Origin of the sequence: Acinetobacter sp. YH16056_T, from assembly GCF_024605895.1 — a bacterium.
Classification (GTDB): Bacteria; Pseudomonadota; Gammaproteobacteria; order Pseudomonadales; family Moraxellaceae; genus Acinetobacter; species Acinetobacter amyesii.
The window spans coordinates 2449658-2463785 of the sequence record NZ_CP094545.1 but is presented as its reverse complement, the minus strand read 5'-3'; the positions used below and the strand labels follow the sequence as shown (position 1 = coordinate 2463785).

The window sequence follows — 14128 nt, the reverse complement described above, 5'->3', positions numbered from 1 at the left end:
CCGCAGATTATGCACGAATGCTAAGAAATCCGGAGTGCAAATATTAACCAAAAAGAAGATCGTTTTTTGATTTATGAAAGAGATCTATTTTATATATGCAGGATTAAGTGGGGAAAGTTTGTTATCAAGAGATGAATTTAAAAACTATCTTGAAGAAATAATTAGCAAATCGGAGATGAAGGAATCCATATATAAATATTTTTATTCTTTTGAAGTTCTATATTTGACAAAAAATATTCAGAATCTTTGCAGGCAAGTACAAGATAATTTTTACTTCTTTTATGATCAGTTTAATGGTGAAAATATATTTGAAGGACGTAAAACAAAAGAAGGATTAACAACTATATATTCAAGGGAAGGAATTATCATTAGCTCACTTTTGGAATCAATAATAATTAAGACTTCTTCTGTATTAGATTATTTAAGTAAATTAGCTTTTGAAGCTGAAAACTTACCTTCTAAATTTAATGAATATCCAAAGAGAAAATCATTAGAATATTCACATGGTGATTCTTTAATTGGTCAAACTAAGAATGAAAAAAAATTAAAGTGGTCTACTGAGGACAGAGAAGGTACTATCTTTGAAGATAAAAACTCAGATGTTTTATTAATTAAGAAATTACGAAACCATATTGTACATAACGGTTTTTTAGACATGGAAGCTAGTATCTATGAAAACAAAGAGAATGGTAAGTTAAAAGAAAGATTTATTCTTATGCCTGATTACAATGAAGGACAACTAGACAAGTATAAAGGAAGAACATTATTTTATTCTAAGGATATTAAAATTAATCAAATACTTCCTGAATTATTAGAATCAATTATGCAGTTAACTTTCCGTACGATTGAAGTGTTGGTGAATAAAGAAATTATTAAAAATCAGAAATTGATAGGTGTTAAGGCAACAGAAATTAATGTGGAAATACCTGATTTAAGACCTGAAGGATTAAGAAAAAACCCGCTCTAAAGCGGGTTTTTTATTCCAAAATTAATCAAATCAACCAATCAATTTCTTCATTAATTCATTGACTTGTGCAGGGTTGGCCTTACCTTTCGCAGCCTTCATCACTTGACCAACAAGACCGTTAAAGGCTTTCTCTTTACCAGATTTATACTCTTCAACCATCTTCTCGTTTGCCGCAAGCACGTCTTTAATAATCGCTTCAATCGCGCCTGTATCAGTTTCCTGTTTCAAGCCTTTTTCCGCAATAATTTCGTCCGCAGTTTTGCCTTCTTCCCACATAAAGCCGAACACTTGCTTTGCAATCTTACCGTTAATGGTGTTGTCCACAATACGTGCAATCATGCCGCCAAGTTTTTCCGCAGATACAGGAGAATCATGAAGCTCGAAGCCCGCTTTGTTTAAAGCACCTGAGAATTCGCCCATCACCCAGTTTGCAGCCACTTTACCTTGAGCAGCACCGCCAGCAGCTTTCACCACGTCTTCATAAAACTCTGACATTTCACGAGTAAGCGTAAGCACGTGAGCATCGTACTCAGTCACGCCAAAGTCAGCTACAAAACGCGCACGGCGTGCAGCAGGCAACTCAGGCAATGCAGCACGTGCCGCTTCAATTTGCGCATCTGCAATGATCACAGGTAACAAGTCAGGGTCTGGGAAGTAGCGGTAATCGTTCGCTTCTTCTTTAGAACGCATTGAACGCGTTTCCATCTTCACAGGGTCGAATAAACGTGTTTCTTGATCAATGGTGCCATCCCATTCTAGGATTTCCATTTGACGTTCAATTTCAACATTGATCGCTTGTTCAATGAAACGGAAAGAGTTCAAGTTTTTCAACTCGCAGCGCGTACCAAATGGTTGACCCGGACGACGTAGTGACACGTTACAGTCCGCACGGAACGAACCTTCTGCCATGTTACCGTCAGAAATGCCTAACCAACGCACTAAAGTGTGAATCGCTTTAATGTAGGCAACTGCTTCTTCAACCGAACGCATATCAGGTTCAGAGACAATCTCAAGTAAAGGTGTGCCTGCACGGTTTAAATCGATACCAGATTGACCTTCAAATTGGTCATGGATCGATTTACCTGCATCTTCCTCAAGGTGAGCACGGGTTACGCCAATGCGCTTAACCGTACCATCTTCAAGTTGAATGTCGATATGACCCAAGCCCACAATCGGGTTGTCCATTTGGCTGATTTGGTAGCCTTTTGGAGAGTCAGGGTAGAAATAGTTTTTACGTGCAAATACAGAAGCTTGGTCGATGTACGCATCGATACCCAAACCAAAGCGAATTGCTAGATCAACCACTTCTTTGTTCAATACTGGCAATACGCCCGGCATTGCCAAATCTACAAGGCTAGCTTGTGTATTTGGGTCTTGACCAAATGTGGTAGATGAACCTGAGAAAATTTTGGTATTGGTCGCAAGCTGAGTGTGAATCTCGATACCAATAACGACTTCCCAACCATCAATCAGGTTAGATTTTGGTTTCGCAGCGTTCTTAGCCATTATGCGTTCTCCTCAGCAATTGCAGCGCGTTGTGTATGCCAATCGGTTGCTTGTTGGTACTGATGCACCACAGACAACAATTGAGATTCTGACCAGTAGTTACCAATCAACTGTAAGCCAACAGGTAAGTTGTCTTTGTCAAAACCAACAGGCGCGTTAATCGCAGGCAGACCTGCCAAGTTCACTGCGATGGTGTAGATGTCGCCTAAGTACATTTCTACAGGAGAAAGGTTTGCACCAATCTTATACGCTGTCGTAGGCGCAGCAGGAGCAGCAATCACGTCTACAGATTCAAATGCTTTTAAAAAGTCTTGTTGAATTAAACGACGTACTTTTTGTGCTTTCACATAATAAGCATCGTAGTAACCCGCAGAAAGCGCGTATGTACCAATCAAGATACGTTGCTGAACTTCTTTACCAAAACCTTCCGAACGTGAACGCTTGTAAAGATCCATCAAATCCACAGGATTTTCTGCACGGTAGCCATAACGTACACCGTCGAAACGAGATAAGTTAGACGATGCTTCAGCAGGTGCGATCAAGTAATACGTTGGTACGTAGCTTTCAGTCATGTTCAGGTCAATCTCAACCAAGATTGCGCCCATCTCTTCCAATTTTTTCAGAGATTCTTCAACACGTGCTTTCACGTCAGCATCTAAACCTGCAACATTGAAGTATTGCTTCGGAATACCAATGCGTAAGCCTTTAACCGATGTGCCGTTGAGGTTCGCCACATAGTTGTCTACGTCTTTTTCAACCGAAGTTGAATCTTTCGCGTCATGACCTGCCATCACGTTCATGAGGTAAGCACAATCTTCAGCCGAACGTGCCATCGGGCCGCCTTGGTCTAAAGATGATGCATACGCAATCATACCGAAACGTGATACACGACCGTAAGTCGGTTTAAGGCCAGTCAAACCACAGAAAGACGCCGGTTGACGGATTGAACCGCCTGTATCTGTACCTGTTGCGAACGGAGCAAGATCAGCCGCTACCGCTGCCGCAGAACCGCCTGATGAACCGCCCGGAACGTGCGATAAATTCCAAGGATTCGCCGTTGCGCCGTAGTAAGAGTTTTCAGAGGTCGAACCCATGGCGAATTCGTCCATGTTCACTTTACCAAGTGTCACGAGGCCCGCAGCTTTACCTTTCGCTACAACGGTTGCGTCGTAAGGAGAGATAAAATTGTCCAGCATTTTAGAACCAGCAGTGGTTTTAATGCCTTGGGTACAGAAAATATCTTTGTGCGCAATTGGTACACCGGTCAACGCAGTTGCATTGCCTGATTTAATTGCAGCATCAGCCGCATCTGCTTGCGCAAGTGCTTGTTCAGCAGTCACGGTCACGTATGACTTGACTTGAGCATCGATTTTTTCAATGCGTTTTAAATAGTGTTCTGTCAATTCGCGTGAAGAAAATTTAGCGCCAGCCAAACCTTCAGACAATTCACGAATTGATAAGCGATGTAAATCTGTCATGAGAAATATTTCTTTACGTTTAATTTGAAAAAATGTTGATCTGAATAAAAATTATTCAATCACACGCGGAACAAGGTACAAGCCATCCTGTACGGCAGGAGCAACTGCTTGATATGCTTCGCGATGATTGGTCTCAGATACCACGTCTTCACGTAAGGGCTGTGGATTGTCGAATGGACTTTTTAGTGGTTCAACACCGTCAGTATCGATGCCTTTCAGGGTTTCCATCATGCCTAAAATTTTATTTAAACTTTGAGCATAGTCAGCAGATTGCGCTTCATCTAGCGACAATCGAGCCAGATGGGCAATCGCTGAAACTGTTTGTGCATTTAGATCTGCAGAATGCTGTGCATCCGATGTAGACATAACATTACCTAATCAGTATTAAAAAAATTCAAAATATCGTGGCTTATAATAAGCGATTGACTTGTTCAAATCATCACATTTAGTTAAAGTTGCCACCTTGCGTCCATATAAAAGTTTAACTGAGAACGTCCCCGTGATTCTAAAACGACTAATTGGCTTGTTTTCGCCGGATCTTGCCATTGATTTAGGCACTGCAAATACACTTATTTATGCGCCAGGACGAGGCATTATATTAAATGAACCGACGGTGGTGGCAATTCGCCACAGTGGTTCACAAAAAATCGTTGCCGCAGTAGGTCTTGACGCGAAGCAAATGCTAGGTCGTACACCTGCAAATATTTCTGCGATTCGCCCAATGAAAGATGGTGTGATTGCAGATTTTGAAGTCACTGAAACGATGTTGAATCAATTCATTGGCAAAGTGCACGAAAAACGTTTGTTCCCACCTGCACCGCGTGTCGTGGTGTGTGTGCCATGTAAATCGACGTTGGTGGAACGCCGTGCAATCCGTGAAGCTGTATACAATGCAGGTGCACGTGAAGTTCGCTTAATTGAAGAGCCAATGGCTGCTGCAATTGGTGCAGGTATGCCTGTTGAGCAAGCTTGTGGTTCGATGGTTGTCGATGTTGGTGGTGGTACAACTGAAATCGCGATCATTTCACTTCAAGGTTGTGTCTATGCAGACTCACTACGTATCGGTGGTGATGTATTTGATGAACAAATCATTAATTACGTGCGTAAAGCACATGGTTGTGTGATTGGTGAAACCACTGCAGAAAACATCAAAAAAGAAGTTGGTATGGCGCTTCCAGAAGAAGGTGCAAAACCTTTGGAAATCGAAGTCCGTGGTCGGAACTTGGCTGAAGGTGTACCTCGTGCGATTACCGTAACTTCTGATGAAGTGACTCAAGCGATTTCTGATCCACTGCAAAACATTGTGGCTGCGGTTAAATCTGCACTAGAGCAAACGCCACCTGAGTTGTCTTCAGACATCGCAGAACGCGGTATTGTGTTGACTGGTGGCGGTGCATTACTTCGCAATCTTGATAAGCTTCTTGCAAAAGAAACAGGTCTTCCTGTCGTGGTTGCAGAAGATCCACTATCATGTGTTACACGTGGTGGTGGTAAGGTTCTCGAATTCTTCGATAACCCAAATCATGACATGTTATTTGTAGGCTAAGAAAAGGACTCGGCGGGTGCAAACGCAACTGTTTTCAAGACAACCGCCATCTTTTCGCTCATTTATCATTGCGGTGATTACATGCTTGGTGGTGCTTTTCTTTGATTGGCGCATGCCACATGTAATTCAACCGGCCAGAGACGTCTTGTATGCGGCATATAATCCAATTTATGCCCTTGCAAGCTATCCAGTGTTATCGCGAGAATGGCTGAATCAACAAACCAAGTCTGAAGCTCAATTACGTCGTGAAAATACCGCGATGCAAGCAGAGTTAATTCAGGCTCAAGTCCGTTTACAGAAACTTTCTGAACTTTCTGCTGAAAATACTCGACTACGTGGACTACTCGATACACCACTCATCATTGATGGTCGTATGGAGATTGCCGAAGTCATTGGTACTGATGCTGATCCCTTACGTCATATTATTGTGATTAACCGTGGAGCCAGCAGTCAGCTTAAAGTGGGACAAACTGTACTCGATGACAAGGGCATTATGGGGCAAATTATCAATGTTTACCCGCATAGTAGCCGTGTCATGTTGCTCTCAGACAAAGAGCACTCTTTATCCGTGCGTATGGAGCATACAGGTATGCGCGCAATCGTTACGGGTACAGGTGACTTAGGTCGACTTAAGATGGAATACGTGCCAACCAGTGCGAATATCAAAGTCGGTGAAAAAGTCTATAGCTCAGGGCTAGGGGCACATTTCCCAGCAGGATATTTGGTGGGGACAGTCTCGAAAGTCAGTCGTCACAATAGTGGTGAATTTGCCCAAATTGATATCAATCCTGCTGCCCAATTGGCAGGTGGTCATCATGTGGTTGTGCTATTTTCCGATTCTTTAGCGATGGAGCAACCGCATGTCACTCGCTAAGCTTAGTCGTCATACAGAGCGCGACCCATTATTTCCAATTATCTTTTCCATCATTTTGGCATCCGTGCTGATGGTGTATCCGCTTTCTTATGACCTATCGGGTTGGCGCCCATTATTCATGATGATGATCATGCTATTTTGGGTCCTCTGTCAGCCGACATGGTGCGGTGTTTGGTTTGCATTTGCCACAGGTCTCTTTACGGACTTATTGACTGATGCGCCATTTGGCATGAACGCACTGAGTTTTGTGGTCATTGCATTTGTGACACGCTTTTTGACCCGTGAACGTCGTATCCTCACATTTGGTAATTTATGGATTATTGCTGCAATGGCAATTTTCGCGCATTTACTGTTTGTGTGGATTGTTCAAGTGATGGGTGGAGCACAGTTTTCATTTGCCCGCCATTGGCAGCCAATTGTTACTAGCTTACTCATTTGGCCAATCATGTATTACTTCTTGAGAAAATGGCGCATATAATTTTAGCTTCGAGTTCTCCTCGACGACGCGAACTATTGCAACAATTAGGTCTGGAATTTGAAATTTTCAGTCCAGATATTGATGAGTCCGTGTTGGAAGGAGAACCTGTAGCGGATTATGTAGAGCGTTTAGCACGTGCTAAAGCTTGCGCAGTACAACAACAATTCCCTGATGCTATTGTTATTGCCGCCGATACCAGTTTAGGCGTTGATGAGCACATTTTAGGAAAACCAGCGTCGAAAGCACATGCTTTTTCTATGTGGGAAATGATCTCTGGACGAAAACATGATGTGTTTTCAGGTGTTTGTGTCAGTACAAAAGATCAAATATACAGTATAGTAGTGCGCACACAGGTTGAATTTCAAACGCTGAGTCTAGCTGACATGGAAAGCTATTGGGCAACAGGTGAACCAATCGGCAAGGCGGGAGCCTACGCCATTCAAGGAATTGCTGCGCGCTATATTCCTTGTATTGAAGGGAGCTACAGCAATGTCGTTGGGCTGCCTTTGCATGAAACCGTACAGTTATTACAGACAGTTAAGGCATTAAATTAACTGCTGCAACACAAGAATTTTTATAATGTTTTGAGTTTTGATATGTCTGACGAGTTGTTGATTAACGTCACACCGATGGAATGTCGGGTGGCGTTGATTCAAAACGGTACGGTCAATGAATTATTTGTTGAGCGCACCGTGAAGCGTGGGTTAGTGGGCAATATTTATAAAGGGAAAGTTGTTCGTGTGCTTCCGGGTATGCAGGCTGCTTTTATTGATATTGGATTGTCGAGAACGGCTTTTTTACATATCAATGATATGGTCTGGCAGCGCAATCAACCGACCCCGAACGTTTTTGAGCTGTTACAACCGGGACAAGTACTCACCGTACAAGTGATGAAAGATATGTTGGGTACAAAAGGTGCACGACTATCAACTGATCTTTCTATTCCTTCCCGTTACCTCGTTTTAATGCCATATGGCAGTCATACCGGTGTTTCACAGCGCATTGAGTCTGAAGAAGAACGTGATCGCTTGCGTAGCATGATTGAACGCATTCAAAAGGAACACAATTTACCGGGTTCAGTCATCGTTCGTACTGCTGCTGAAGGTATTCCTGAATGTGAAATTGCGCAGGACATGGCTTATTTAGCAAAACTGTGGGAATACATACAACGTAAACAACGCAGTATTGTTGTGCCATCTTTGATTTTTGAAGAGCTGCCTTTACCGCAACGCGTCATCCGTGATTTAGCCAACGAAGAAACGTCTAAAATTCAGGTCGACTCACGCGAAGTACATGGCAAATTGCAAGAGTTTGTCCAAGAATTTGTACCGAGTATGCAAAATCGCTTACTGCATTATCCAGGTGAGCGTCCAATTTTTGACTTGTACAATGTCGAAGAAGATATTCAGAAAGCCTTACAGACACGTGTAGCACTTAAGTCTGGCGGCTATCTGATGATCGATCAAACTGAAGCCATGACCACGATTGATGTCAATACTGGCTCCTATGTTGGTGGTCGTTCACTTGAAGACACTGTGTTTAAAACCAATATGGAAGCCACACAGGTCATTGCACGTCAGCTTCGACTACGTAACTTGGGCGGGATTATCATTATTGACTTCATTGATATGCAAGAAGCACATCATCGTGAAGAAGTGATGAGCCAGTTTGAGAAAATGCTCGAGCGCGATCATGCAAAAACCAAGATCACTCAAGTGTCTGAGCTGGGTTTGGTGGAGATGACTCGGAAACGCACCCGTGAATCTTTGGAGCATCTTCTTTGTGATTCTTGCCCAACCTGTCAGGGGCGTGGTTATGTGAAAACGGCTGAAACAGTTTGCTATGAAATTTTCCGTGAAATCTTGAGATATGCACGTGCTTATGAGTCACAAAGTGGTTTTACCGTGGTGGCACATCCGTCGGTGATTGACCGATTGTTAACTGCTGAAGCACCTGCGGTAGCTGATTTAGAGCACTTTATTAGCCGTGTGATCAAGTTCCAAGTGGAAAATTTATATACGCAAGAGCAATACGATATCATTCTGAGCTGAAATTGTAACAGAATATCGTTAAACACTTGTTACAACTGAGATTTTACTTTTGAACTGTTATTTTGAATACTAGACACATCAAATAGCCAAAGCCATTTTCCTGCATTGGACTTGAAAATGGCTTAGCAAAAAGAGGTGTACTATGGGTGTTAGTAAAACAGTAATGAAAAGTGGTCTTAAAACTGTTGTTGAAGCAAAAGCGATCCATTCAGGTTATATCGTGGATGAGCGTGGTAATGAGGTTCAAATTACAGCGTCTATGATTCGTTCTGCTTGTCATCAGTTACTTAAACAGTGCCGAGCAATTAAAGCTTAAATATTGAAATATAAATAATGTAATCCAGAGGGTTAAAGTGCTAACGCGCAATTCTAAAATATTTAATGCGCTAAAATTTTATAAATAATGGAAAATAAACTTAATTATCAGTTCGTATCTACAAGTCATAATTAAACAATAGCAACGGATTTGTTCACCTAAATTTTAGCTTATACACATAAATTGCTCCAAAAAATCAATCAAAGTTCAAATACTAAAAACCCGTCTAGATTGTTTAATTTAGACGGGTTTTTATCATTATGCATGGTTCAAGATGCTGATGAATTGATACCAAATCTAGAAACAGGCGGTTAGCTAACCGCCTGTAACTTTGGGGAATCTTGGTTCACAATAGTTTCAAATCGTTGAATTTCTTCTTCCAAATGCGTGAGTAAATTTTGCATTTTTGGCAGCGCATTACGACATGCGGTTAAACCAACTTCAAGCTTATCTAAATAGCTGGTCATGGTGATATTAAGCGCTTGACCATCCAAAACAATAGACGCTGGGTAGAGCGCTTCTAAACGTGCACCATTCCAATATAACGGCTCTTGTGGGCCGGGAACATTCGAAATGACCAAGTTAAAGGCCTGACGTTTTGGCATGAAGCCTGATGCAATATTTAAACCTGCTGCACTGTAGACAAAAGCACTGTAGTTTAAAATTTGATTCGAGTTCATCCGCTTAAAGCGCTCTTTGGCATTGAGCACACTACGACGCACAATCTTCAACCGTTCTAGCGGATCTTCTTTATGGGTTCCAAGATTGGCCAAAATCATGGTAATACGGTTTGACATATCTGAATCATCGGTACGCACAGATGCAGGCACCATGGCAATCAATGGCTTTTTAGGTAATGCATTTTGTGTAATTAAATACTCACGTAATGCACCTGAACAAATTGCGAGCACAATATCGTTAATTGTTACACCAAGTGACTTGGCAATATGTGACAAACGTGAAAATTCAAAAGACTGAGCAGCGAAACGACGTGAAGAACTGACCCGTTGGTTTAATATTGAACTCGGCGCTTGGAAGCTAGACACATAATCTGGGTTACGCCCCATATCTTTCATCACGGTTTGTGACAGTTCGTACAAAACTCGTGGAGTAGAGTCAAGTTGTCCCTTAATGGTCGATAACAGACCTTTCATACGACTGGCTTTAGGCTGCTTCAGGCGTTTTGCACGAGGGCCTTCTACACACCATGGTGGCACAATACTTTTAGCATCTGGGTCATGCGAAAGCGATTTTTCAACTAAACGCATACCTGCAATGCCATCGACCATCGCGTGGTGGATTTTGAAGTACATGGCAAAACGATTGCCTTCAATGCCTTCAATAATATGGCAGGTCCAAAGCGGTTTTGCACGGTCAATCAGCGCACTGTGTTCCTGTGAAATATAAGTCAAAAGTTCACGGATACGACCGGGATGCGGCAGTGCGATATGGCGGAAGTGATGATCTAAATCAAACTCTTCGTCTTCATCCCAAAAGAAGCCGTTGAGTTTATTGTTAAAAGGAGGAATAGGAATGGATTTTGAATTACGAATATCTGCGACTAAATCTTGAATAAAAGTATCTGGTGCATTGTCAGGGATCTGAAATAAAAATAGACCACCTACGTGCATCGGTTGTTGCCGTTTCTCTAAATTTAAGAATATGAAATCAATAGGATGTAATGGACGCATAGCGTTGATTGCCTCACTGCAATTTCTACAGCTGCTCATGTATGAGTAGCATTGTTAGAATTATTAAATTGTCATTTGCAGTATAGCGTTTTTACGTTGAAATGATACGGAATTATGTGTATCTATGCGTTGAAAAAAACCACTGCTATGCAGTGGTTTTGTGATCTTTATTTTTTCATGTTGCCTGCGTGTAAGCCGCATTCTTTATGGGTTGCATCTTCCCACCACCAGCGACCTTCACGTTCGTGTTGATTCGGTAAAACAGGTCGAGTACATGGTTCACAGCCAATCGAGATAAAGCCACGTTCGTGTAGTGGATTATATGGAATTTCCATGAGACGGATATAGTTCCATACATCAGCGCTAGACCAGTTTGCCAAAGGATTATATTTAATCAATTGCTTGCCCGGACCTGAAAAACCGGGGTCTGCTTGTACCACAGGAATTTCATTACGTGTGCCAGGGCTTTGGTCCTTACGTTGACCTGTGATCCAGCCATCTAAAGTGGCTAGTTTTTTACGCAAAGGTTGTACTTTTCGGATACCACAGCATTCTTTATGTTCATCTTGATAGAAGCTAAAAAAGCCCTTTTCTGTCACCAGTTTTTGTACCGCATCACTTTTTGGGAAACAGATTTCGATATCAATTTTATAATGTTTACGGACAGTATCTAAAAATTGGTAAGTTTCAGGGTGTAAGCGACCGGTATCTAAACTAAATACACGAAAAGGAATCCCTAAGTTCGATGCAAGATCAATCAGTACAACATCTTCTGCACCAGAAAAGGAAATCGCAACTTCACCTTGCTGGCTAAGCGCAAGTTTCATAATCTCAGAAGGTGATTTATCTGCATATTCAGATGCAAGTGCATCGACAAGGTCAATAGTAGGGATGGTAGTCATGAATGTCCTGGCTATAGGCTTGGAACGTTAAAACCTATATTAATTTATTTCAGAACTATTTTAATGGAAATGCTAAAACACACTTATCACTAAAAAATAGATACTTATGAAAAAAACAGATTTAAAAAAGAACAATGCATTTTTTTATTCTTCCGCTATGATAATGAAAAATTTTTTTCACATAACAGAGGGTAGAGTGCATGGAAGTCGTTTGTTTAGATCTAGAAGGGGTTTTAGTACCTGAAATTTGGATTAATTTTGCGAAAAAAACAGGCATTAAAGAACTTGAAGCAACGACTCGTGACATTCCAGATTACGATGTGTTGATGACTCAGCGTTTAAATATCCTAAAACAACACGGTTTGGGTTTAAACGATATTCAAGACGTAATCGCAGATATGGGGCCATTTGAAGGTGCAAAAGAGTTTGTAGAGTGGGTGCGTACTCATTTTCAATTGATTATTCTTTCAGATACTTTCTATGAGTTTGCACATCCATTAATGCAGCAACTTGGTTGGCCAACGATTTTCTGCCACAAATTAGAAACTGATGAAAATGGTATGATCTCAGCTTATAAGCTTCGTCAACCTGATCAAAAGCGTAAAGCCGTTCAAGCATTGCATGGGTTAAACTTCCGGGTGATTGCAGCAGGTGATTCTTATAACGATACGACGATGCTTGGTGAAGCAGATGCGGGTTTCTTATTTGATGCGCCTGACAATGTGATTGCAGAATTTCCACAATTCCCACCAATTCATGGCTATGCTGCATTAAAAGAAGCGATTCGTAATGCTTCAGTTCGTGATATTCCAGCTTAATTCTGTATAGCTGGTTATAGAAAAGGGCGCTTATGCGCCCTTTCTTGTTTAATGCAAAGCTGTTCTAACAACTTAGAAGCGATAGCCTATTTTCAAACCATAGCCAAGCGCATGGTTATCTTCAAATTCACCTACTGGATTACCACCAGTTTGAGCAGTAGCATCACCTAACCAGAAGTATTTAACACCTGCTTGGATGAAATAGTTTTCAGCAGGACTATATTGACCACCTAGACCAACATTCCAATTCCCTTCAACAGGGCCTAAAGTCGTAATAGGGTTGCCAGCACCCGAATCGTAACCTACAGATGCAGAACCAGACCATTTGCTGTTAAATTTATGGCCTACACCAACATTAGCTGACCATTGGTCGTCTGAGTAATCAATAAGATTTTGACGGACATGAGGTGCTGGAATTGAACTTACGTTACCAAGTAAAGTTGGTTTAACCGCAAACTGGCTCCAATGTACCCAACGAACATTGGCAAATGCTAGCGTATCTTTAGCAATACCTGTTTGGAAATCTAAGTTAACTGATTGAGGTGTTGTTGCATCAACAGATGATGTCAGCGCACTTAAAGATGGATACGGTAGAAGCGTAGTTTCATTGGATTTTGTATTATGTTCAATTTCAGAGCGGTAGGTAATAGCCGCTTTTAATGCAATTTCAGGAATCGAATAAGCAACACCTGCTAACCAGCCATAAGCTTCTTCACGTTCCATTTCGATGTTATAAGTACCAAGTTTGGCATTACCACCATAAGCAGCACCACGTAGTTTGATATTGGCTTCTACAGTTTGCCAAACTGGACCTGCATAAAAGTTCCAATTTTCGTTTGGTTGGTAACCAATTAGGGCAGTTAAGCTTTCAGTTTTAACATCTACAGATGTACCTTGAGCACCATTACCAAATACTTGCGATGCAGCATCATATTCAGCTTCTGCACCGTATGGTTGGTCGTAAATTAAACCTAGTGAAATTTTGTCAGTCGCTTGTACTTTGACAGCAGCGGAAGGGAAGTAATATGACTTCGCCATGTCATCGACATTAAGTTCATTTGACTTTACTTCTGCATCTAGAACAGTGATACCTGCTTCTGCATAGTTACCAGGTTGTAAGAATGCTGAAATAGACTGACCTGAACGATCTAGACCCGCTGCAAATAATGATGCTGTTGGTAAAGCGGTAAGTAAAATTGCGTAGCTAAGGTGATTTAAGCGCATACTTTTCCCTGTTTGTAACTTTTGATGTTATTTCAATGTGTGGAAAGTAACATAAATAGAAAAACAGTAAATAAGAGTTGCTACTCTAAAATTGAACTAGGGAAGTTAAAAAATGAGCATGACTAGAGTATTTATTCTAGTGATTGATAATTATCTTTATGATTTTTAAATGAAAAATTAGAGTAAAAAGCTTAGTTTTTGATAAATGTTTTAGTAAATTTAAATGTTTATTGTTTGATCAAACAAGATAGGGAAAGAATAAAAAGTTAGGGCCATA

14 protein-coding genes are annotated in these 14128 nt (G+C 41.2%); 8 read left to right on the top strand and 6 right to left on the bottom strand.

Annotated elements, in window-relative coordinates:
* The first annotated feature begins 73 nt into the window (after nt 1-73).
* Nucleotides 74-967, top strand: coding sequence for a hypothetical protein (locus tag MST17_RS12105; protein WP_180026501.1), 894 nt, complete (start codon nt 74-76; stop codon nt 965-967).
* A 30-nt stretch (nt 968-997) separates the two neighbouring features.
* Here MST17_RS12105 and gatB read toward each other — a convergent pair whose 3' ends face one another.
* The 3 genes from gatB to gatC are packed head-to-tail and all read right to left on the bottom strand — an operon-like array spanning nt 998 to nt 4317.
* Complete coding sequence (gene gatB, locus MST17_RS12100) at nt 998-2473, bottom strand: Asp-tRNA(Asn)/Glu-tRNA(Gln) amidotransferase subunit GatB (protein WP_180026500.1); 1476 nt, start codon at nt 2471-2473, stop codon at nt 998-1000.
* Complete coding sequence (gatA, locus tag MST17_RS12095) at nt 2473-3951, bottom strand: Asp-tRNA(Asn)/Glu-tRNA(Gln) amidotransferase subunit GatA (protein WP_180026499.1); 1479 nt, start codon at nt 3949-3951, stop codon at nt 2473-2475. Before gatA ends, gatB begins: the two co-directional genes overlap by 1 nt.
* 51 nt (nt 3952-4002) lie before the next feature.
* Nucleotides 4003-4317 carry an Asp-tRNA(Asn)/Glu-tRNA(Gln) amidotransferase subunit GatC gene (gatC, locus tag MST17_RS12090; protein ID WP_078189985.1) on the bottom strand — a complete coding sequence of 105 codons (315 nt, stop codon included), beginning with the start codon at nt 4315-4317 and terminating at the stop codon, nt 4003-4005.
* A gap of 133 nt (nt 4318-4450) precedes the next feature.
* Between gatC and MST17_RS12085 the strand changes: the two genes are divergently transcribed.
* From MST17_RS12085 to MST17_RS12060, 6 genes are all read left to right on the top strand, one after another.
* Nucleotides 4451-5497 carry a rod shape-determining protein gene (locus MST17_RS12085; RefSeq protein ID WP_086178633.1) on the top strand — a complete coding sequence of 349 codons (1047 nt, stop codon included), beginning with the start codon at nt 4451-4453 and terminating at the stop codon, nt 5495-5497.
* Between the two features lie 16 nt (nt 5498-5513).
* The gene (mreC, locus tag MST17_RS12080; RefSeq protein WP_078189984.1) at nt 5514-6371 is read left to right on the top strand and encodes a rod shape-determining protein MreC; all 858 of its coding nucleotides are present in this window, start codon (nt 5514-5516) and stop codon (nt 6369-6371) included.
* A complete protein-coding gene (mreD, locus tag MST17_RS12075) occupies nt 6358-6849 on the top strand; it encodes a rod shape-determining protein MreD (protein ID WP_168379038.1) in 492 nt (163 codons plus the stop codon). The genes mreC and mreD overlap by 14 nt, the downstream gene beginning before the upstream one ends.
* Complete coding sequence (locus tag MST17_RS12070) at nt 6837-7403, top strand: Maf-like protein (RefSeq protein ID WP_168379037.1); 567 nt, start codon at nt 6837-6839, stop codon at nt 7401-7403. The genes mreD and MST17_RS12070 overlap by 13 nt, the downstream gene beginning before the upstream one ends.
* Before the next feature lie 42 nt (nt 7404-7445).
* Nucleotides 7446-8900: a ribonuclease G gene (gene rng, locus MST17_RS12065; RefSeq protein WP_111885603.1), complete on the top strand. Its 1455-nt coding sequence runs from the start codon at nt 7446-7448 to the stop codon at nt 8898-8900.
* 142 nt (nt 8901-9042) lie between these two features.
* Nucleotides 9043-9216 (top strand): PA1571 family protein, encoded by a 174-nt coding sequence (locus MST17_RS12060; RefSeq protein WP_168379036.1) that lies wholly within the window; start codon nt 9043-9045, stop codon nt 9214-9216.
* 311 nt (nt 9217-9527) lie between these two features.
* Here MST17_RS12060 and MST17_RS12055 read toward each other — a convergent pair whose 3' ends face one another.
* Both MST17_RS12055 and MST17_RS12050 read right to left on the bottom strand, forming a co-directional pair.
* Nucleotides 9528-10907 (bottom strand): wax ester/triacylglycerol synthase family O-acyltransferase, encoded by a 1380-nt coding sequence (locus tag MST17_RS12055; protein WP_180026498.1) that lies wholly within the window; start codon nt 10905-10907, stop codon nt 9528-9530.
* A gap of 167 nt (nt 10908-11074) precedes the next feature.
* Nucleotides 11075-11809 carry a phosphoadenylyl-sulfate reductase gene (locus MST17_RS12050; protein WP_180026497.1) on the bottom strand — a complete coding sequence of 245 codons (735 nt, stop codon included), beginning with the start codon at nt 11807-11809 and terminating at the stop codon, nt 11075-11077.
* A 200-nt stretch (nt 11810-12009) separates the two neighbouring features.
* On the opposite strand from MST17_RS12050, the gene thrH reads away from it, so the two are divergent.
* Nucleotides 12010-12627: a bifunctional phosphoserine phosphatase/homoserine phosphotransferase ThrH gene (thrH, locus tag MST17_RS12045; protein WP_078189978.1), complete on the top strand. Its 618-nt coding sequence runs from the start codon at nt 12010-12012 to the stop codon at nt 12625-12627.
* A gap of 72 nt (nt 12628-12699) precedes the next feature.
* Here the strand turns inward: thrH and MST17_RS12040 are convergent, their stop codons facing one another.
* Nucleotides 12700-13851 (bottom strand): OmpP1/FadL family transporter, encoded by a 1152-nt coding sequence (locus tag MST17_RS12040; protein WP_180004312.1) that lies wholly within the window; start codon nt 13849-13851, stop codon nt 12700-12702.
* Between the last annotated feature and the right edge of the window lie 277 nt (nt 13852-14128).

What these genes read in the sequence shown, in the direction of transcription:
- gatA (WP_180026499.1), bottom strand. Translation starts at nt 3,951, where the DNA reads ATGACAGATTTACATCGCTTATCAATTCGTGAATTGTCTGAAGGTTTG.
- MST17_RS12050 (WP_180026497.1), bottom strand. Translation starts at nt 11,809, where the DNA reads ATGACTACCATCCCTACTATTGACCTTGTCGATGCACTTGCATCTGAA.
- gatB (WP_180026500.1), bottom strand. Translation starts at nt 2,473, where the DNA reads ATGGCTAAGAACGCTGCGAAACCAAAATCTAACCTGATTGATGGTTGG.
- MST17_RS12055 (WP_180026498.1), bottom strand. Translation starts at nt 10,907, where the DNA reads ATGCGTCCATTACATCCTATTGATTTCATATTCTTAAATTTAGAGAAA.
- rng (WP_111885603.1), top strand. Translation starts at nt 7,446, where the DNA reads ATGTCTGACGAGTTGTTGATTAACGTCACACCGATGGAATGTCGGGTG.
- mreD (WP_168379038.1), top strand. Translation starts at nt 6,358, where the DNA reads ATGTCACTCGCTAAGCTTAGTCGTCATACAGAGCGCGACCCATTATTT.
- MST17_RS12060 (WP_168379036.1), top strand. Translation starts at nt 9,043, where the DNA reads ATGGGTGTTAGTAAAACAGTAATGAAAAGTGGTCTTAAAACTGTTGTT.
- MST17_RS12040 (WP_180004312.1), bottom strand. Translation starts at nt 13,851, where the DNA reads ATGCGCTTAAATCACCTTAGCTACGCAATTTTACTTACCGCTTTACCA.
- thrH (WP_078189978.1), top strand. Translation starts at nt 12,010, where the DNA reads ATGGAAGTCGTTTGTTTAGATCTAGAAGGGGTTTTAGTACCTGAAATT.
- MST17_RS12070 (WP_168379037.1), top strand. Translation starts at nt 6,837, where the DNA reads ATGGCGCATATAATTTTAGCTTCGAGTTCTCCTCGACGACGCGAACTA.
- MST17_RS12105 (WP_180026501.1), top strand. Translation starts at nt 74, where the DNA reads ATGAAAGAGATCTATTTTATATATGCAGGATTAAGTGGGGAAAGTTTG.
- gatC (WP_078189985.1), bottom strand. Translation starts at nt 4,317, where the DNA reads ATGTCTACATCGGATGCACAGCATTCTGCAGATCTAAATGCACAAACA.